This window comes from Stenotrophomonas sp. YIM B06876 (assembly GCF_030711595.1).
GTDB lineage: Bacteria > Pseudomonadota > Gammaproteobacteria > Xanthomonadales > Xanthomonadaceae > Stenotrophomonas.
This window is the reverse complement of sequence record NZ_JAUJUJ010000002.1, coordinates 87030-105940: the sequence shown is the minus strand read 5'-3', so window position 1 is coordinate 105940 and position 18911 is coordinate 87030. Positions and strand designations below refer to the sequence as shown.

Genomic DNA, 18911 nt, shown 5'->3' with positions numbered 1-18911 from the left:
ACAGCGGGCGCCGGGGCGGTACGGCCCCGGCGGGCCGGCCTCAAGCCGCCTCCAACCGATGCTGAACAGCAGGCGCCCGGGCAAAACGTGCCGACCATCGACGGCGACTGGCTGCGAGGCGTGGCGTGAAGGCGTTTCCGTGGATTGCTGCAAAGCAGCACCATGGCGGTTGGCCGGTGTCTCCCTCGCCGCGGCGGACAGGAAGCGGTCAATGTCCTCGCCAAGTGGCTAGAATCGACGGCTCAGTCACTGCAAGCCCCGTCGATGTCCAAAGAAGATTTCAAACAGGCCGCCCTCGATTACCACCGTCTGGCCCCGCAAGGAAAGATCCGGGTCGCGGCGACCAAGCCGATGCTGACCCAGCGCGACCTGTCGCTGGCGTACTCGCCCGGCGTGGCCCATGCCTGTGAAGCGATCGTGGCCGATCCGGCCCAGGCCAGCGAGTTGACCGCGCGCGGCAACCTGGTCGCGGTGATCAGCAACGGCACCGCGGTGCTGGGGCTGGGCAATATCGGCCCACTGGCGAGCAAGCCGGTGATGGAAGGCAAGGGCGTGCTGTTCCAGAAGTTCGCCGGCATCGATGTGTTCGATATCGAAATCGACGAGAACGATCCGGACAAGCTGATCGACATCATCGCCTCGCTGGAACCGACCTTCGGCGGCATCAACCTGGAGGACATCAAGGCGCCGGAGTGTTTCGTCATCGAGCGCAAGCTGCGCGAGCGGATGAACATCCCGGTGTTCCATGACGACCAGCACGGCACCTCGATCATTGTCGGCGCGGCGATCCTCAACGCGCTGGAAATCACCGGCAAGAAGATCGAAGAAGTGAAGCTGGCCACTACCGGCATGGGCGCGGCGGGTATTTCCTGCGTCAACATGCTGGTGCAGCTGGGGCTGAAGCCGGAGAACATCCTGGCCTTCGACCGCGACGGGGTGATCCACAGCGGCCGTACCGACCTGGATCCGGACAAGGCGCGTTACGCCCGCGATACCGACAAGCGCACGCTGGCCGAGATTGTCGAGGGGGCGGACATTTTCCTGGGGCTGTCGGCGGGCGGCATCCTCAAGCCGGAAATGGTCGCCACCATGGCGCCGGACCCGGTCATCTTCGCGCTGGCCAACCCGTATCCGGAGATCCTGCCTGAAGAAGCCCTGGCCGTGCGCCCGGACGTGATCATGGCCACCGGGCGCTCGGACTACCCGAACCAGGTCAACAACGCGCTGTGCTTCCCGTACCTGTTCCGCGGTGCGCTGGATGTGGGCGCGACCGGCATCAACGAGGAGATGAAGATCGCCTGCGTGCGCGCGATTGCCGCGCTGGCGCGCAAGGAGGCCTCCGATCTGGGCGCCGCCTATGGTGGCGAAGCGCCGAGCTTCGGCCGCGACTACCTGATTCCCCGTCCGTTCGACCGGCGCCTGCTGGTGGAACTGTCCGCCGCGGTGGCGCAGGCGGCGATGGATTCGGGCGTGGCCACGCGGCCGATCGCCGACATGTGCGCCTATCGCGAGAAGCTGGCGCAGTTCGTCTACCGCACCAGCCTGTTCATGAAGCCGGTGTACGACCAGGCCAAGGCCGACAAGCAGCGCGTGGTCTATGCCGAGGGCGAGGAAGAGGTGGTGCTGCGCGCGGTGCAGAACGTGATCGACGAGGGCGTGGCCTTCCCGATCCTGATCGGCCGCCCGGACGTGATCGAAGCGCGGATCCAGCGCCTGGGCCTGCGCATGAAAGCGGACGTGGATTTCGAAATCACCAACATCAACGACGATCCGCGTTTCAACGACTACTGGCAGTACTACCACGACAAGACCGGGCGCAAGGGCGTGACCGTGGCCGCCGCCAAGAACCTGATGCGCTCGCGGCCGACCCTGATCGCGGCGGTGATGGTGGCACGTGGCGAAGCCGACGCGATGCTGTCCGGGGTGGTTGGCCGCTTCCACAAGAAGCTGGGCTATGTGCGCAGCGTGATCCCGCTGGAACCGCGGGTCAGCTCGACCTCGGCGATGACCGGGGTGATCAACGCCCATGGCGTGTTCTTCTTCGTCGACACCCATGTGCAGGAAGACCCCAGCGCCGAGCAGATCTGCGAGGCCACGCTGCAGGCGGCATTCCGCATGAAGCTGTTCGGGATCGAGCCGAAGATCGCGCTGCTGTCCCATTCCAACTTCGGCAGCCACGAGTCCAGGGACGCGCTGAAAATGCGCCAGGTGCGCGAACTGCTGCTCAAGCGCAATCCCCGTCTGAACGTGGACGGCGAAATGCAGGGCGACACCGCCTGGGACCAGGCGCTGCGCGAGAAGCTGCTGCCCAACAGCACGCTCAAGGGCCGCGCCAACCTGTTCGTGCTGCCGAATCTGGAAGCGGCCAATATCGCCTACAACCTGGTGCGCGTGTTCACCGACGGCGTGGCGATCGGCCCGATCCTGATGGGCACCTCCAAGCCGGTGCACATCCTCACCAGCAGCGCCAGCTCGCGCCGGGTGCTGAACATGACCGCGATCGCCGCGGTCGATGCACAGATCCGCAAGCAGATGGAGGCCGAGCGCAACGGCTGAGCGTGATCCGCACGCTGCCCATTGTGTGAAAGGAAGCCGGCGCCGCGCCGGCTTCCGTGTTTCCGGGCAGCTGCAGGCCGGCGCTCGCGCGGCGGGGGCATTGTCGAGCACGCCCGGCGGTTGCCGCGGGCCGGGGGAACCGCGGCCGGGGTGCCGGTGCACCGCCGTGCGGCAGTGCTGTGCAGGCGCTTGCGCAAGGTCGGGCCGGCTGGCGGTCGGTGCTTCTCCAGTTCGAGATCGACCGCGATGCCGCTTACCAGGCCTTGACCGCGGCGCAGGTCAACGCGGCGATCCGCAAATACCTCAAGCCAAAAGGCCTGCGTGTGTTCGTGGCGGGCGACTTCAAGTAACGGGCCACGGGGCGGCCGGCTGCCGCTCCTGCCGTCCAACCCTGGCGCCCGGTCATGGGTCGGGGGATCATTCCCTGCGCTGCCGGCCGCTGCGAGGGGCACCACACATCGGCATTCCCGGCCCGCCGCAGGGCCGGGAGCGGGCGGTAGCGCTGCGCGCAAAGGCCGTCGTGCTTCCGGGCTGCCAGCTGCCGTGTGCTTCCATTCCCGAATCCCTGTTTCTGCGCTCCGGGACACGGCGACGCTTCATAGGGCCGGCGCTGCTAGAATTGCCGCCTCGCAATCTTGTGTCGTCCAAAGCCATGAGCCATACCGCCACCGCACCCGCCAGCGCCGAGAAGCGTTACACCGTGCACCGCAGCGAGCTGCCGCTGAGCTGCCCGACGCCGGAAATGGCGCTGTGGAACTCGCATCCGCGCGTATACCTGCCGATCGAAGACGAGCCCAACGGCGAGGCCGCGTGCCCGTATTGCGGTTCGGTATTCGTGCTGGCCGACTGATCACGACGATGCGCCGCCTGACCGTGGTGCAGTTGCTGCCGGCGCTGCACTCCGGCGGAGTTGAACGGTCGACCCTGGAGATCGCCCAGGCGCTGGTCGCGGCCGGGCATCGCGCGATCGTGGTGTCCGCCGGCGGGCGTCTGGTCGAACCGCTGCTGGACAGTGGCGCCGAACATCTCACCCTGGATATCGGCCGCAAATCGCCGCTGACGCTGCGTCATGCCGGCGGTCTGCGCCGGCTGTTCGCCGAGGTCGGTGCCGATATCGTGCATGCGCGTTCGCGCTTGCCGGCCTGGCTGGGCTGGTATGCGCTGCGCGGTCTGCCGGCCGCGGGCCGCCCGCGCTGGGTGACCACGATGCACGGGCTCAATTCGCCCGGCCGCTACAGCGCGATCATGGCCAGTGGCGAGCGCGTGATCTGTGTATCGCAGACGGTGCGCGACTACCTGTTGGCGAACTATCCCGGCACCGATCCGGCGCTGCTGCGGGTGATCCCGCGCGGCGTGGATGTCGCCCAGTTCCCGCGGGTTGCGCGCAACGACCGGCGCCCGCGGCTGGCGCTGGCCGCCCAGCATCCGCAACTGGGCGGCGAGGGTCCGCTGCTGCTGCTGCCGGGCCGCGGCACCCGTCTGAAAGGCCACCACCGCTCCCTGCGGCTGCTGGCGGCGCTGCGTGCACGCGGCATTCCGGCGACGCTGTGGATGCCGGGCACCCGCGAGCCGGGTCGCGAAAGCTATGCCGGTGAACTGGAGCGGTTGGCGGCCTCGCTGCAGGTGGCCGATGCGCTGGTGATGAGCCCGCCGACCTCGCGCATCGCCCAGGCCTACGCCGCCAGCGATCTGGTGCTGCAGCTGTCGGAACAGCCCGAGGCGTTCGGACGCACGGTGCTGGAAGCCTTGGCGGTGGGCCGCCCGGTGCTGGGCTGGAACCATGGCGGGGTTGGCGAGCTGCTGGCCCAGCTGCAGCCTGGCGGCGCGGTGGCGCGGTTCGACGAGCCGGCGCTGCTGGCGCGCGCACTCGAGCTGCTTGCCACGCCGCCGGCGTTGCCGGCACGAATTCCGTTCACCCTGCAGGCCATGCAGCGCGACACCTTGAAAATCTATGACGAACTCGTCGGCTGACGTCGTTGCCGCTGCGCCGCCCCGGGGGCCGGGGCGCTGGGCGCCGCTGTGGGTCATCGCCTTCGTGGCGTTGTGGCCGGCGCCGGGTCTCGCCGAAACGGTACTGGCACTGGGCGCGCTGTTGACGGTGGCGCGGCTGCTGCAGCTGCGCTTGCGCGGCGGCATCGCGCCGCTGCTGAGCATTCCGGCATGGGCGCTGACCACGGTGCTGTTTCTGGCGTACTGGCTGCCGCAACTGTTCTCTGCCGTGGACGCGATCGATGCCGACGCCGCCTGGTTCAAGGTGGCGGCGGGGCTGCGCTATCTGCCTTTCATGTGGCTGGTGGCAATCGCGGTGGCCACCGGGCCGCGGCGTCGGCTCACGTTTGCCGGCCTGGCGGTCATCGCCGCGGTGTGGGTGGTCGATGGCCTGGTGCAGGCCGTGGCCGGCACCAGTGCGCTGTTCTGGTCGCTGGACCAGCTCAAATGGCTGATCAACGGCCACGCCCTGTGCACACCGGACGAGGTGGCGGCGGTGGACCGTCTCAGTGGCGTGTTCGGGCCGTGCAATCTGAAATTCGGCCAGGTGCTGGCCAGCCTGTCGCCATTCCTGCTGTTCGCGCTGGCGCGGCGCTGGGGGATGCCGGGCTGGCTGCTCGGTGCGGTGGCCACGGGCGTGGTGATGGTGCTGGCCGGTTCGCGCGCGGCGTGGATCACCTACGCGCTGGTGCTGCTGTTTTCCGGATGGCGCCTGCTCGGTGGCCGGCGCCTGTTGCTGGTGATGGCCATCGGGCTGGCGGGCGCCGTGGCGCTGGGCCTGGGTTCGGCGCAGGTGCGTGAGCGGCTGGCGCGGACCACGCTGGCCTTCAGCGGGGAGGCGGCCGGGGTCGATGCGGCGTTGTCCGGGCGCAGCCAGATCTGGAGCGCGGCGCTGTGCATGGTGCGCCAGCACCCGGTCAATGGTGTCGGCACGCGCGGCTTCCGCGAGGCCTACCCGGCCTGCGATCCGGACCCGGCGCGCACCGCGGCCTGGGGCGAGGGTCCGGCGCTGCATGCGCACCAGATCGTGCTGGAAATCCTTGCGGAAACCGGCGTGCTCGGCCTGCTGTTGTGGCTGGCCGGGGCGGCATTGGCCTGGCGCGCGTGGCGCTATGCGCCGGCCGATGCGCGGGCACGGGCACGTCCGGCGGCGCTGGCGCTGGCGGTGACGGTATTCCCGTTCAATACCCATTTGGCGTTCTATTCCGCGTTCTGGGGCGGGCTGACGCTGATGCTGGCCGCGCTGTATGCCGGCAGCCTGCTGGCGCGCGATGACGGGTGCTAGCCGGACGCCCCTGCACGGCCGCGCACCGGTGCGGCGCTATCCGCGCCCGGCTTGCCGCTTGCGCCGCCCGGGAACAGATGCAGGGGTGCGGACAGGGGGCGATAACCTGCAGCGAGAGAAGAGCGGCCGCGCAGTCGAGCGCAGCCGGCCGTTACCGGTTGCCGGCCATGGGCGCCCGGGAGGGGGCGCCGCGGACCGGCAAGGTCATTGGTAATAGGTGCTGCGTCCGCCGGGTTGGCGTTTGAAGCGGCGATGGATCCACAGGTACTGGCCGGGCGCCTCGCGCACCATGTCTTCGATGGCGGCGTTGACCGCGGCGGTGTCGGCGGCCACGTCATCGGAGGGGAAGTCCGGCAACGGCGGGGCGATCTTCAGCAGGTAGCGGCCGCCTTCGCGGCGATGGAAGAAGGGCACCACCGCACAGCCGGTGAGCCGCGCCAGCTGATGGGTGGCGGTGATGGTGGCGGCGGCGTGGCCGAAGAACGGCACGAACACCGTGTCCTTGCCGCGCATGTCCTGGTCCGGCGCGTACCAGAGGAATCCACCCTTCTTCAGATGGCGCACCGTGGCGCGGAGGTCCTCGTTGGCGAACATCGCCGTGGCGTAACGCAATCGGCCACGTTTGACCGCCCACTCGAACACCGGGTTGCGATGCTTGCGGTACATGCCGGCCAGCGGCACGTGGTCGCACAGCAGGCGCCCGCATATTTCCAGGGTCATGAAGTGGCCGGACACCAGCAGCACGCCGCGGCCTTCGGCCTGCAACCGGGTCAGGTGTTCCAGGCCCTCGATCCGGGTCTGCGGGCGGATCGTGTCGATGCTGCCCCACCAGGCGCGGGCGAATTCAAACAGTCCTATGCCAAGTGCATCGAAGCTGTCGCGCAGCAGTCGCGCACGCCAGGCGGCGTCTTGTTCCGGGAAGCACAATTCCAGATTCACTTCGGCGGCGCGGCGGCGGGTGCCGGCCAAATGCAGTGCGAGCCAGCCAACGCCACGGCCCAGCGCGCGTTGCAGCATCCATGGCAGACGGGCGATCAATACCGCGATCGCCATCGCCGCGAACATCGGCCAATGCCGGGGTTGCCGCAGTGAGGGACGGGTGGCATGGCTGGGGGATTCGGACATGCCCCGATTCTAAGGGATGCACGCCGGCTGCTGTTTGCGTGCGCACGGCATGCGTTCGCCGGGCGGCTCCCGTATCCTTCGCCGATGCGGAAAGATCCTGTTGAGATGCTCCTGCGCGGGCTGTATTCGCTCGTGCTCTACCTGTTGTTGCCGGTGACCGTCTATCACCTGATCTGGCGCGGTTTCCGGGTGCGTGAATATTTCAAGCGCTGGGATGAGCGCTATGCCTCCTACCCGGGAAGCGGTGGCCATCCGCGGGTGTGGCTGCACGCGGTGTCGGTGGGCGAGGTCAATGCCGCCGCGCCGCTGGTCAACGCCTTGCGCGCGCAGCGCCCGGATATCCGCTGGATCATCACCACCATCACCCCGACCGGCTCCGAGCGTGTCCGCGCGCTGTGGGGCGAGGCGATCGACCACGTCTATCTGCCTTACGACGTTCCTGGCAGCGTCGGCCGTTTTCTTGAACATTTCCGTCCCAGCCTGGCGCTGATCCTGGAAACCGAGCTGTGGCCGAACATGCTGTTCGGTTGCCGTGATCGCCGGATTCCGGTGTACATCCTCAATGCGCGCCTGTCGGCGCGTTCATTGCGCGGCTATCGCGTGCTGCGGCCGCTGATCGGCCGCGCATTGCGCACGGTCACCTGTGTGGCGGCGCAGTCGCAGGACGACGCTGCGCGCTTCATCCAGCTGGGCGCGCGTGCGGAGCAGGTGCGGGCCCTGGGCAACCTGAAATTCGACATCACCCCGCCCGATACCACACAGCTGCTGCAGGCCTTCCGCGCCCATGTGCCGGCGACGCGCCCGGTATGGATTGCCGCCAGCACCCACGACGGCGAGGAAGCGGCGGTGGTCGAGATCCACCGGCAAGTGCGCCGGGAGCATCCCGATGCGTTGTTGCTGTGGGCACCGCGCCATCCCGAGCGCTTCCTCAAGGTGGAAGCGCTGGCGCGCGAGCAGGGCTGGACGGTGGCGACGCGCCGTGAACAGCAGTGGCCGGCCGATGCCAGTGAAGTGTTTGTCATCGATACCCTGGGCGAGCTGATGGCGTTCTACGCCTGCGCCCAGGTCGCCTTCGTCGGCGGCAGTCTGCAGCCGATCGGCGGCCACAACCTGCTGGAGCCGGCGGCGATGGGCACGGCGACGGTCACCGGGCCCCACCTGCACAACTTCGCCGAAATTTCGCGGCGGATGGACGAGGCCGGGGCGCTGGCGATCTGCGCCGACGCCGTCGCGGTGGCGACTGAAGTCAGGCGCCTGCTGGGCGATCCGCACGCGCGGGCGCAGCGGGTGGACGCCGGGCGCGCGCTGGTAACCGATGGCCGCGGTGCGCTGCTGCGGACGCTGGCGTTGATCGGTCCGCAGCTGCCGCCTTCGCGCTAGTGTCCGTAAACGAAAAAGGCGGGCATCAAGCCCGCCTTTTCAGTACCCGTGATGGCAGACGCCGCAGTCAGCGGAAGCTGCCCGGCTGCAGCTTGGCTTCCGCATCCTCGGTCAGCAGGCGGTTGATGTCCTGGACCTCGGCGATATCCAGCGCGCCGATCGCCTGGCTCAGCTGCAGGCGGCTCTGCAGGAAGCTGTAGCGCGCCTGGGCGTAGTTGAGCTTGGCGGCGAACAGGGTCTTCTGGTTCTGCACCAGATCCAGCACCGTGCGCGTACCCACTTCCAGGCCGACCAGCGACGCGTCATAGGCACTCTGCGCCGAGGTCACCGCCGAGCGCCGCGCTTCCACTTCGCTGATGCCGGCCACCAGGCCCTGGTAGGCGTTGCGGGTATTGCGGTCCAGGGCGCGCTTCTGCTGCTCGTAGCTGTCCTGGCTGATGTCGCGCTGGGCCAGTGCCTGGCGCACGCCGGACTGGGTGGCGCCGCCGGAAAAGATCGGCACGTTCAGGGTCAGACCGATCGAATTGGAGGTGGCATCAGGGGTCTGCGAGCCGGCACCGATGCTGTTGCCCCAGGTCGCGCTCTTGCCGACGCTGGCACCCAGCGACAAGGTCGGGTAGTGGCCGCCGCGGGCGGCGGAGACGCCGGCCTCGGCCGCGCTGACCTGCAGTTGCTGCGCCTTCAATGCCGGATTCTGGGTGATGGCATCGGCCACCAGCTGGTCCACGTTGCTGCGGTTGGCCGGCAGTTCGGGGCGGAAATCCTCCGGCAGCGACCGCAGGTTGCGCACCGGCTGGCCGGTCAGTTCGGTCAAGGCCTGGTAGGCGTCCTCGAGCGTGTTGCGGGCCAGGATGGTGTCGGCGCGGGCCTGGTCGTACTGGGCACGGGCTTCATAGACGTCGGTGATCGGGGCCAGGCCGACTTCCAGGCGCTTGTCGGCGTAGTCGAACTGCTTCTTGGCCGCCGCTTCATTGGTCTGCGCCGCGCTCAGCGATTCGATCGCCACCAGCACGTTGAAATAGGTGGCCGAACTGCGCACGACCAGGTCGTCGTTGGCCGAGTCCAGGGTGAAGTCGGCCGCCTTGCTGATATCGCGCTGCGCGCGCAGATTGGCGAACTGGCTCCAGTTGAACAGGGTCTGCCCGGCGGAGACACCAAGCTGGCGGCTGGTGCTGGTGGAGGAGCCGCTGATGCCGTCGATATCGAGGCGCGAACGGGTCAGGGTGGCCTGGCCGTTCACCTGCGGCAGCAGGGCCGCCCGTGCCTGCACCTGCCCTTCCTTGTTGAACAGCCGGCTGGATTCGGCTGCGGCCAACTGCGGATCGCCGTTGCGGGCCATTTCGTACACCTGCAGCAGATCGGCTGCGTGGACGGTCATGGGCGAAAGGGCGGCGGCCAGCGCAAGAGCGAGGGATCGGCGGATCATTGCGGCTTCCTTGGACTTTAGAGTTGGAAATGCGGTGCCGGCGCGGCACCTTGCAGGTAATCGATATCGGTTTCAAACAGCGACTCGGTGCTGCCATCGGCCTTGACCAGCAACGCCTGCATCACCGGCGAGGTGCCCTGGATGACGAACAGGCGTCCGCCCGGGCGCAGCCACTGCAGGAACTGGTTGGGCACCGTATCCACGGCGGCGGTGACGCAGACGGCGTCGAAGTGGCGCTGGGTCTGCCAGTTCAGGGCATCGGCCACTTCAATGCGGATATTGCTGCCGAGCTTGGCCGCTTCCAGTCGGGCGCGGGCGGCATCGGCCAGCTCCGGCTGGATTTCCAGGCTCAGCACGTCGCGCGCCAGATCTCCCAGGCAAGCGCTGATGAAGCCGCTGCCGGTGCCGATTTCCAGCACTTCGTCGCTGGGCTGCAGGTCCAGCGCCTGCAACATGCGGCCTTCCACCACCGGCTTCATCATCTTCTGCCCATGACCCAGCGGCAGTTCCATATCGGCGTAGGCCAGCGCACGGTGCGCCTGGGCGACAAACGCCTCGCGCGGCATCCGCGCCAGCACATCCAGCACGCGCAGATCGAGCACGTCCCACGGACGTACCTGCTGTTCAACCATCAATTCGCGGGCTTGGGAGTAATCAATCGTCATGGGGTGCTCGTTCCGGCGCGGTGGGCCGGGCATTTTACCGTTAAGCGGAGCCGGCGGTGCGGGGGCAAGCATCGCTGCCGTCGCGCCGCGGCCGCAGTGCCGGAAGTCACCTCGACCTCCGGTCTGTTCAGGTTGTCAGCGGGGGGCATAGGCCCGCAGGAAAAAATCGACCGTGGCATTGATATGGGCATCGGTATGCGGGGCGTCGGGCGCCACGCACAACCCGCACAACATGTGCGCGTGCAGTTCGCCCTTGATCAGGCAGAAGAACTGCCGCGCCGCAAGGTTGAGGTCCTCGATCACCAGCTCGCCGCGGGCGACGCGCGCGCGCAGGAACTCGGCCAGCGCCGCCTGGGTACGCGCCGGGCCGGCCTGCCAGAACATCTCGCGCACGTGATCGTCGGTCTCGGCGGTCAGCATCATGCGCTGGGTGGCGATGGCGGCATCGCTGCCGACCAGGCCGAAAAAGGCATGGCCGATGCCCCGCAGCTGGTCGCGCAGCGGGCCGTCCGCATCGGTCACGAACAGCTCGTCGGGCATCATTTCCACGCATTTGGTGCGGATCGCCTCGGCGAACAGCGTGTCCTTGTCGCCGAAATGGCTGTACACGGTGAGCTTGGAGACCCCGGCCTTGGCGGCGATGCCATCCATGCTGACCCGGTTGAAGCCCAGCTCGATGAACATCTCCTTGGCCGCTTCCAGGATCGCCGCGCGCTTGCCCAGATCCTTGGGACGACCGGGACCGGTGCTGCGGACAGCGCTCTTTGCGACGAGGGCGGAGGACTTGCAGGACATATCGGCAATACTAGACCAGGCGGTTCGATATTTATACTATACCGGCAGTTCACTAATTGCGGCAGGCCGGCATGCCCGACCGGCGCCCTTCCCATACCTTTCTTCCCTGGCATCCCATGAAAAACGTTCGATGGATTGGTAGCAGTCTGCTTCTGGCCGTGCTGGCCGCCTGCGGCAAACCGGAGGCGGTCCCGGCCGCGGCGGTGCCGGTGCTGGTGGTGCATCCCGCCAGTACCGACGGCCAGGCCGTGGTCGCCTATCCGGGGGAGGTGCGGGCACGCGAGGAAAGCGCGCTGTCGTTCCGGGTGGGCGGCAACCTGCTGCGGCGCGAGGTCGATGCCGGCCAGCGGGTCAAGCAGGGCCAGGTGCTGGCCGAGCTGGATGTGGCCGATTACGAGCTGCAGGCGCGTGCGGCGCAGGCCCAGTACGCGGCGGCCGAGGCCGATCTGGTACGTGCCCGCGACGAGCAGAAGCGCTACGCCACGCTGGCCGCGCAGCAACTGGTCAGCCGTTCGGCGCTGGATGCGCAGACCGCCGCCTACAAGGCCGCGCAGGGCCAGGCCAATGCCGCCCGTTCCAATCTCGAGGTGGCCCGCAACCAGGCGGCATACGCCAAGCTGAAGGCGCCGCGGGACGGGGTGATCGCCAGCCGCCAGGCCGAGGCCGGGCAGGTGGTCGCCGCCGGACAGACGATCTACACCCTGGCCGCCGACGGCGCGCGCGAAGTCGCCATCGCGCTGCCCGAACGCACCCTCCGCGATTTCAGTGTGGGCCAGCCGGTGCAGGTGGAAGTGTGGAGCCGGCCGGGCCAGCGGCTGGCCGGCACCATCCGCGAGATCGCCCCGGCCGCCGATGCGCAGACGCGCACCTATGCCGCGCGCGTGAGCCTGGCGGCGGAGGCGATGGATGCGGTCGAGCTGGGACAGAGCGCGCGGGTGTTTGCCGCCAGCGGGAAAACCGGCGCGCTGCGCCTGCCGCTGGCCGCGATCCAGCCGGGCAAGGACGGGCAGGCCAGTGTCTGGGTGGTGAATCCGGACACGCGCACGCTGCAGGCGCGCGCGGTGACGCTGGGCGCCTATGGCGCCGAGTCGGTGCCGGTGCTGTCCGGCGTGGCGGCCGGTGACTGGGTGGTCGCCGCCGGCGGCCATCTGCTGCGTGAAGGCCAGCCGGTGGTTGCGGTGGACCGCAAGAACCAGCCGGTGCTGCCCGCGCCTGCTGCTGAAAAGGGAGTGTGAGGCGTGCGTCGCTTCAATCTTTCCGAGTGGGCCCTCAACAACCGGCCGCTGGTGCTGTTCGTGATGATCGCGATGGCGGTGATCGGCGCCTGGTCCTACAAGCACCTGGGCCAGTCCGAGGACCCGCCGTTCACCTTCAAGGCGATGGTGGTGCAGGCGCGCTGGCCCGGGGCTACCGCCGAGCAGGTCTCGCGCCAGCTCACCGAGCCGCTGGAAAAAGCGCTGATGAACACCGGCCAGTACGAGTTCATCCGGTCGTATTCGCGGCCGGGCGAATCGCAGGTGATCTTCATGGCGCGCGATTCGATGCGTTCCAAGGATGTGCCGGAACTGTTCTACCAGGTGCGCAAGAAGGTGGGCGATATCCGCTCCTCGCTGCCGGCCGAAGTGATCGGGCCGTTCTTCAATGACGAGTTCGGCGACACCTTCGGCAATATCTATGCGCTCACCGGGCCGGGGTTCGATTACGCGGTGATGCGCGACTACGCCGACCGTATCCAGCTGGAGCTGCAGCGGGTGGCCGATGTCGGCAAGGTCGACCTGCTTGGCCTGCAGGACGAAAAAATCTGGATCGAGCTGTCCAACACCAAGCTGGCCACCCTCGGCGTGTCGCTGCAACAGGTGCAGCAGGCGCTGGCCGACCAGAACGCGGTGAGCGCGAGCAGTTTCTTCGAGACCCCGACCGACCGCGTGCAGCTGCGCGTCAGCGGCCAGTTGCAGAGCGTGGACGATATCCGCCAGTTCCCGATCCGCGCCGGTGACCGCACCCTCCATCTGGGCGACATCGCCGAGGTCACCCGCGGGTTTGCCGATCCGGCAGCGCCGCAGATGCGCTTCATGGGGCAGGATGCGATCGGCCTGGCGGTGGCGATGAAGGACGGTGGCGACATCCTCAAGCTGGGCAAGGCGCTGGACGCGCAGTTCGCGCAACTGCAGAAAACCCTGCCGGCCGGCATGGCGCTGCGCAAGGTGTCCGACCAGCCGCACGCGGTGGAGGAGTCGGTGGGCGAGTTCGTGCACGTGCTGGCCGAGGCGGTGATCATCGTGTTGCTGGTCAGCTTCTTCTCGCTGGGGCTGCGCACCGGCCTGGTGGTCGGGGTGACGATTCCGCTGGTGCTGGCGATGACGTTCTTCGTCATGCATTACTTCAACATCGGCCTGCACAAGATCTCGCTCGGCGCGCTGGTGCTGGCGCTGGGGCTGATGGTGGACGATGCGATCATTGCGGTGGAAATGATGGCCACCAAGATGGAGCAGGGCTTCGACCGCCTGCGCGCGGCCAGTTTCGCCTGGGAGTCGACCGCGTTCCCGATGCTGACCGGCACCCTGATCACCGCGGCCGGCTTCCTGCCGATCGCCACGGCCGCCTCCAGCACCGGCGAATACACCCGCTCGCTGTTCCAGGTCGTGACCATCGCGCTGGTGGTGTCGTGGATCGCCGCGGTGCTGTTCATCCCGTATCTGGGCGACAAGATGTTGCCGGACCTGTTCAACCGCACGCTGCCCGGACCGCGCAGCCTGGCCGGACGCTGGCGCGCGTGGCGGCTGCGCTGGGCCGACCGCCAGCCGGCGCTGGCCAACCTGATCGCGCCGAAGGAACTGGCGCATGACCACGATCCTTACAAGAGCGCGTTCTACCAGCGCTTCCGGCGTTTCCTCGATTCCTGCCTGCGCCACCGCTGGTGGGTGATCTTCGCCACCATCGCGCTGTTCGTGTTCTCGCTGCTGATGTTCCGCTTCGTGCCGCAGCAGTTCTTCCCTGATTCGACCCGGCCGGAACTGATGGTGGATATCGAACTGGCCGAGGGCGCCTCGCTGAAGGCGACGCAGGCGCAGGCGGCCAAGCTGGAGAAGCTGCTGAAGGGGCGCGAGGGCATCCGCAACTACGTGGCCTATGTGGGCACCGGCTCGCCGCGCTTCTACCTGCCGTTGGACCAGCAGCTGCCGGCAACCAACTTCACCCAGTTCGTGGTGCTGACCGAGGACCTGCAGGCGCGCGAGCGCACCCGCGAGTGGTTGCTGCGAGACGTGGTCAAGCAGTTCCCGGATGTGCAGATGCGCGTGACCCGGCTGGAGAACGGACCGCCGGTTGGCTACCCGGTGCAGTTCCGCGTGTCCGGCGAGGACATTCCCACGGTGCAGGCGCTGGCGCGGCAGGTGGCGGACAAGGTGCGGCAGAATCCGCACGTCACCAACGTCAACCTGGACTGGAGCGAGCCGAGCAAGGTGGTGCGGCTGGTCATCGACCAGGACCGTGCCCGTGCGCTGGGCGTGAGCAGCGCCCAGGTCAGCCAGTTCCTGACCAGTTCGTTGTCGGGCATGCGCGTGAGCACCTACCGTGAGGGCAATCGCCAGATCGAGATGCTGCTGCGCGGACCCGACAACGAGCGCGCGCATCTGGACATGCTCGCCAGCCTGTCGATTCCCACCCCCAGCGGCATCGCGGTGCCGCTGTCGCAGGTGGCCACGCTGGAGTACGCCTTCGAAGACGGCATCATCTGGCACCGCAACCGGCTGCCGACGGTCACGGTGCGTGCCGATATCGGCGATGGCACCCAGCCGGTCGGCGTGGTCGAGCAGATCGTGCCGACCCTGGCCGCGATCCGTGATGGGCTGCCGGCCGGCTATCTGCTGGAAACCGGCGGCACGGTGGAGGATTCGGCGCGCGGGCAGAACTCGATCAAGGCCGGCATGCCGCTGTTCCTGATCGTGGTGGCGACCTTGCTGATGCTGCAGCTGCGCAGCTTCTCGCGCGCGGCGATGGTGCTGGTCACCGCGCCGCTGGGCATCATCGGCGCCACCCTGTTCCTGTTGCTGTTCCGGGTGCCGTTCGGTTTCGTGGCGCTGCTGGGCACGATCGCATTGGCCGGGATGATCATGCGCAACTCGGTGATCCTGGTGGACCAGATCCAGCAGGACATCGATGCCGGCCATGACCGCTGGCACGCGATCATCGACGCCACCGTGCGCCGCTTCCGCCCGATCGTGCTGACCGCGCTGGCCGCGGTGCTGGCGATGATTCCGCTGTCGCGCAGCGCGTTCTACGGCTCGATGGCGGTGGCGATCATGGGCGGGCTGATTGTCGGTACGGTGCTGACCCTGGTGTTCCTGCCGGCGCTGTATGCGGCCTGGTTCCGGGTGCAGCCGGAAGAGTCGGGCAGCCAGACGCTGCCCTGAAGCACGTGTATGTCGCCGGTCGGGCAAGCCCCGGCCGGCCGCATCGGCCGGGTGTCCGGCTGCGGCGCGATTGCATGGATCCGTGCGCCGGTCACATATGAGGCGCCGGTAAAAGGCGTCACGACGCTGCGGCGGTGCCGCGCGCGGGCTGACGCCCGCTCAATACAGCCCCTGCGCCAGCATGGCGTCGGCGACCTTGACGAAACCGCTGATATTGGCGCCGTCGACATAGTTGACGCTGCCGTCGGCGCGTTTGCCATGCTGCACGCAGTTGGCATGGATCTCTTTGATGATCACGTGCAGGCGTTCGTCGACATCGGCGTGACGCCAGGACAGTCGCAGCGCGTTCTGTGACATCTCCAGCCCCGAAGTGGCCACGCCGCCGGCATTGCTGGCCTTGCCCGGTGCGTACAGCGTGCCGGCCTGCAGGAACACGTCCACCGCTTCCAGCGTGGAGGGCATGTTGGCGCCTTCGGCCACGCACAGCACGCCGTTGTGGACCAGCGTGCGCGCGTCGGTCTCATCCAGCTCGTTCTGGGTCGCACAGGGCAGGGCGATGTCGGCCGGAATGTGCCAGGGGCGGCGATCGCGCAGGAACTCGAAACGCGGATCGTCGGCCAGTTCGGCCAGGCGGCCACGGCGCTCGTTCTTCAGCGTCATCACGTCCTGCAGCCCCTGTTCGTCGAAGCCGTCGCGCGCGTACAGCGTGCCGCCCGAATCGGAAAACGTCAGCACCCGTGCGCCCAGTTCGTGGGCCTTGAGCGCGGCGTACTGGGCGACATTGCCCGAGCCCGACACCAGCACCCGTGCACCGTGGGTCTGGCGGCGGGCGTGGTGCAGCATCTGTTCGACGAAATAGACAGTGCCGTAGCCGGTGGCTTCCGGGCGCATCAGGCTGCCGCCGTAGGCCAGGCCCTTGCCGGTAAATACGCAGGCGGCCTGGTTGCTGAGCTTCTTCATCATCCCGGCCATGTAGCCGACCTCGCGCGCGCCGACGCCGATGTCACCGGCCGGCACATCGGTATCCGGGCCCAGATGGCGGTGCAGCTCCAGCATCAGCGCCTGGCAGAAGCGCATCACTTCACCGTCGCTCTTGCCCTTGGGGTCGAAGTCCGCGCCGCCCTTGCCGCCGCCCATCGGCAGCGTGGTCAACGCGTTCTTGAAGGTCTGTTCGAACGCCAGGAATTTCAGGATCGACAGGTTCACCGACGGGTGGAAGCGCATGCCGCCCTTGAACGGGCCGATCGCCGAATTGTGCTGCACGCGCCAGGCGCGATTGACGTGGGTGCGGCCGTGGTCGTCGGCCCAGGCGACGCGGAACTGGATGACCCGTTCCGGTTCGACCAGCCGCTCCAGCAGGCCCTGTTCTGTGTAATGCGGGTACTGCTGCAGGAACGGCCACAGGCTGAGGAAGACCTCTTTGACCGCCTGCAGGAATTCGGGCTGATACGGATCGCGCTTGGCCACGTGGGCAAGGAAATCATCGGAATTGCGGTAGGTCACGTGCAGTCCTCCGGCGTGGGGCCGTTCCAGGGAGGTGGCGGTGTCGCTGCCAGCGTCCGGTGATGTAGACAAAGACGCGGCCAGGAGGCCGCGTCGGAACAGGATTACGGCAGTCGGGCAAGTACCGCCTGCGCCGCCTGCGCGGTGCCGACGGCGTGGCCGGCGGCGGCCAGGTCGGCGGTGAAGATGTGGGCATCCAGGGCGGCGGCCACCGCAGTTTCGATGCAGGCCGCTTCGGCTTCCAGTCCCAGCGAATGCCGCAGCAGCATCGCCGCACTGAGGATGGTGGCGTAGGGATTGGCGATGCCCTTGCCGGCGATGTCCGGGGCCGAGCCGTGGATCGGCTCGTACACGCCGATTCGACGGATCGGCGCTGCCGATCCGTCAGAGCCGACCTTGCCTTCCTCGCCGAGCGAGGCCGACGGCAGCAGGCCCAGCGAGCCGGCCAGCATCGAGGCCTCGTCGGTGAGGATGTCGCCGAACATGTTCTCGGTGACGATCACATCGTAGACGCGCGGCTTGACGATCAGGTGCATCGCCATCGAATCGACCAGCTGGTGTTCCAGCTCCACATCCGGGAACTCCTCGCGGCCGAGGCGCGCGGCGATGTCACGCCACAGCCGCGAGGTCTCCAGCACGTTGGCCTTGTCCACCGAGGTCAGCTTGCCGCGGCGCTGCTGCGCCAGGCGGAAGGCGCTGCGCAGCACGCGCTCGATCTCCACCACGCTGTAGCGGCACAGGTCGCTGGCGCTGTCGGCATCGCGGGTCTTGTCGCCGAAGTAGATGCCGCCGGTCAGCTCGCGCACCACCACGAAGTCCACGTCCTTGAGCAGTTCGGCCTTGATCGGCGAGGCATGCAACGCGGCCGGGTGGGTGCGTACCGGGCGCAGGTTGGCGAACAGCCCCAGCGCCTTGCGGATCGCCAGCAGGCCCTGTTCGGGGCGCACCTTGGCATTCGGATCGGACCACTTCGGGCCACCGACTGCGCCGAGCAGCACCGCATCGGCGTTGCGGCAGGCGTGCAGCGTGCTTGCCGGCAACGGTTCGCCATGGCGGTCGATGGCGATGCCGCCGATGTCGTGTTCGACAAAGTTGAAGCTGTGGCCGAAGCCGGTGGCAATGGCTTTGAGCACATCGACCGCAGCGGCGGTGATTTCAGGGCCGATGCCGTCACCGGGCAATACGACGATTTCAGCGTGCATGTTCAGTCTCGTAATGTTCGATATCGGTGGTACGGCCCAGCAGCCAGCCCAGCTGGTCCACACCTTCGAGCAGGCAGGTCTGCGAGAAGCCATCCAGCGGGAACGGATAGGTCTTGCCACTGGAGGTACGCAGCTCGCGCGCGGCTACATCCACGGTCAGCTCATCGTCCGGGTTGCGCATCAGCTCCTGCACGTCGGCTTCGTCCAGCACGATCGGCAGCAGGCCGTTTTTCAGCGCGTTGCCACGGAAGATATCGGCGATCTCGCTGCTGACAATCGCCTGCAGTCCCAGGTCGGTCAATGCCCATGGCGCATGTTCGCGCGAGGAACCACAGCCAAAGTTGCGTCCGGCCAGCAGGATCCTGCGGCCGGCGTTGTGCGGCTGGTTGAAGGCGAATTCCGGATTCGGCGCGCCATCGGCTTGCCAGCGCCAGTCGTTGAAAGCGTATTTGCCCAGTCCGACACGCTCGATGGTGGACAGGAAGCGCGCCGGAATGATCTGGTCGGTGTCGATATTGGTCTGGCGCAGCACCACGCTGCGCGAAACGATGCGGGTCAGGGCAGCCATCAGTA

General features: G+C 67.7%; 15 protein-coding genes. 8 read left to right on the top strand and 7 right to left on the bottom strand.

Going from position 1 to position 18911, the window contains the following annotated elements:
- The first annotated feature begins 264 nt into the window (after window positions 1-264).
- The 5 genes from QZH66_RS01615 to QZH66_RS01595 all read left to right on the top strand — a co-directional run bounded on the left by QZH66_RS01615 (window position 265) and on the right by QZH66_RS01595 (window position 5830).
- A complete protein-coding gene (locus tag QZH66_RS01615) occupies window positions 265-2556 on the top strand; it encodes an NADP-dependent malic enzyme (RefSeq protein ID WP_305804198.1) in 2292 nt (763 codons plus the stop codon).
- A 218-nt stretch (window positions 2557-2774) separates the two neighbouring features.
- Window positions 2775-2906 carry a hypothetical protein gene (locus QZH66_RS01610; protein ID WP_305804197.1) on the top strand — a complete coding sequence of 44 codons (132 nt, stop codon included), beginning with the start codon at window positions 2775-2777 and terminating at the stop codon, window positions 2904-2906.
- 302 nt (window positions 2907-3208) lie between these two features.
- On the top strand, window positions 3209-3406 hold the full coding sequence (locus QZH66_RS01605; RefSeq protein WP_305804196.1) for a zinc-finger domain-containing protein: 198 nt from the start codon (window positions 3209-3211) through the stop codon (window positions 3404-3406).
- A gap of 8 nt (window positions 3407-3414) precedes the next feature.
- On the top strand, window positions 3415-4527 hold the full coding sequence (locus QZH66_RS01600; protein WP_305804195.1) for a glycosyltransferase: 1113 nt from the start codon (window positions 3415-3417) through the stop codon (window positions 4525-4527).
- Window positions 4508-5830: an O-antigen ligase family protein gene (locus QZH66_RS01595; protein ID WP_305804194.1), complete on the top strand. Its 1323-nt coding sequence runs from the start codon at window positions 4508-4510 to the stop codon at window positions 5828-5830. Before QZH66_RS01600 ends, QZH66_RS01595 begins: the two co-directional genes overlap by 20 nt.
- 204 nt (window positions 5831-6034) lie before the next feature.
- Here QZH66_RS01595 and QZH66_RS01590 read toward each other — a convergent pair whose 3' ends face one another.
- Window positions 6035-6955, bottom strand: coding sequence for an LpxL/LpxP family Kdo(2)-lipid IV(A) lauroyl/palmitoleoyl acyltransferase (locus tag QZH66_RS01590; protein ID WP_305804193.1), 921 nt, complete (start codon window positions 6953-6955; stop codon window positions 6035-6037).
- An 84-nt stretch (window positions 6956-7039) separates the two neighbouring features.
- Between QZH66_RS01590 and waaA the strand changes: the two genes are divergently transcribed.
- Window positions 7040-8335, top strand: coding sequence for a lipid IV(A) 3-deoxy-D-manno-octulosonic acid transferase (gene waaA / locus QZH66_RS01585; protein WP_305804192.1), 1296 nt, complete (start codon window positions 7040-7042; stop codon window positions 8333-8335).
- A gap of 67 nt (window positions 8336-8402) precedes the next feature.
- Here the strand turns inward: waaA and QZH66_RS01580 are convergent, their stop codons facing one another.
- The 3 genes from QZH66_RS01580 to QZH66_RS01570 all read right to left on the bottom strand — a co-directional run bounded on the left by QZH66_RS01580 (window position 8403) and on the right by QZH66_RS01570 (window position 11221).
- Complete coding sequence (locus tag QZH66_RS01580; RefSeq protein WP_305804191.1) at window positions 8403-9761, bottom strand: TolC family outer membrane protein; 1359 nt, start codon at window positions 9759-9761, stop codon at window positions 8403-8405.
- Between the two features lie 17 nt (window positions 9762-9778).
- Window positions 9779-10426 (bottom strand): protein-L-isoaspartate O-methyltransferase, encoded by a 648-nt coding sequence (locus QZH66_RS01575; RefSeq protein WP_305804190.1) that lies wholly within the window; start codon window positions 10424-10426, stop codon window positions 9779-9781.
- Between the two features lie 135 nt (window positions 10427-10561).
- Window positions 10562-11221, bottom strand: a complete 660-nt coding sequence (locus tag QZH66_RS01570; RefSeq protein WP_305804189.1) for a TetR/AcrR family transcriptional regulator — start codon at window positions 11219-11221, stop codon at window positions 10562-10564.
- A 116-nt stretch (window positions 11222-11337) separates the two neighbouring features.
- Here QZH66_RS01570 and QZH66_RS01565 point away from each other — a divergent pair, with 116 nt between their 5' ends.
- Both QZH66_RS01565 and QZH66_RS01560 read left to right on the top strand, forming a co-directional pair.
- On the top strand, window positions 11338-12456 hold the full coding sequence (locus tag QZH66_RS01565) for an efflux RND transporter periplasmic adaptor subunit (protein WP_305804188.1): 1119 nt from the start codon (window positions 11338-11340) through the stop codon (window positions 12454-12456).
- 3 nt (window positions 12457-12459) lie between these two features.
- Window positions 12460-15633 (top strand): efflux RND transporter permease subunit, encoded by a 3174-nt coding sequence (locus QZH66_RS01560; RefSeq protein WP_305804187.1) that lies wholly within the window; start codon window positions 12460-12462, stop codon window positions 15631-15633.
- 159 nt (window positions 15634-15792) lie between these two features.
- Here QZH66_RS01560 and gdhA read toward each other — a convergent pair whose 3' ends face one another.
- From gdhA to leuD, 3 genes are all read right to left on the bottom strand, one after another.
- Complete coding sequence (gene gdhA, locus QZH66_RS01555; RefSeq protein WP_305804186.1) at window positions 15793-17136, bottom strand: NADP-specific glutamate dehydrogenase; 1344 nt, start codon at window positions 17134-17136, stop codon at window positions 15793-15795.
- A 104-nt stretch (window positions 17137-17240) separates the two neighbouring features.
- Window positions 17241-18338, bottom strand: coding sequence for a 3-isopropylmalate dehydrogenase (gene leuB / locus QZH66_RS01550; protein WP_305804185.1), 1098 nt, complete (start codon window positions 18336-18338; stop codon window positions 17241-17243).
- Window positions 18328-18906 (bottom strand): 3-isopropylmalate dehydratase small subunit, encoded by a 579-nt coding sequence (gene leuD / locus QZH66_RS01545; RefSeq protein WP_305804184.1) that lies wholly within the window; start codon window positions 18904-18906, stop codon window positions 18328-18330. The genes leuB and leuD overlap by 11 nt, the downstream gene beginning before the upstream one ends.
- Between the last annotated feature and the right edge of the window lie 5 nt (window positions 18907-18911).

Bases quoted from the DNA above. Each gene is read 5' to 3' on its own strand.
- QZH66_RS01615 (WP_305804198.1), top strand. From the start codon at position 265: ATGTCCAAAGAAGATTTCAAACAGGCCGCCCTCGATTACCACCGTCTG.
- QZH66_RS01605 (WP_305804196.1), top strand. From the start codon at position 3,209: ATGAGCCATACCGCCACCGCACCCGCCAGCGCCGAGAAGCGTTACACC.
- QZH66_RS01600 (WP_305804195.1), top strand. From the start codon at position 3,415: ATGCGCCGCCTGACCGTGGTGCAGTTGCTGCCGGCGCTGCACTCCGGC.
- QZH66_RS01595 (WP_305804194.1), top strand. From the start codon at position 4,508: ATGACGAACTCGTCGGCTGACGTCGTTGCCGCTGCGCCGCCCCGGGGG.
- QZH66_RS01590 (WP_305804193.1), bottom strand. From the start codon at position 6,955: ATGTCCGAATCCCCCAGCCATGCCACCCGTCCCTCACTGCGGCAACCC.
- waaA (WP_305804192.1), top strand. From the start codon at position 7,040: ATGCGGAAAGATCCTGTTGAGATGCTCCTGCGCGGGCTGTATTCGCTC.
- QZH66_RS01580 (WP_305804191.1), bottom strand. From the start codon at position 9,761: ATGATCCGCCGATCCCTCGCTCTTGCGCTGGCCGCCGCCCTTTCGCCC.
- QZH66_RS01575 (WP_305804190.1), bottom strand. From the start codon at position 10,426: ATGACGATTGATTACTCCCAAGCCCGCGAATTGATGGTTGAACAGCAG.
- QZH66_RS01570 (WP_305804189.1), bottom strand. From the start codon at position 11,221: ATGTCCTGCAAGTCCTCCGCCCTCGTCGCAAAGAGCGCTGTCCGCAGC.
- QZH66_RS01565 (WP_305804188.1), top strand. From the start codon at position 11,338: ATGAAAAACGTTCGATGGATTGGTAGCAGTCTGCTTCTGGCCGTGCTG.
- leuB (WP_305804185.1), bottom strand. From the start codon at position 18,338: ATGCACGCTGAAATCGTCGTATTGCCCGGTGACGGCATCGGCCCTGAA.
- leuD (WP_305804184.1), bottom strand. From the start codon at position 18,906: ATGGCTGCCCTGACCCGCATCGTTTCGCGCAGCGTGGTGCTGCGCCAG.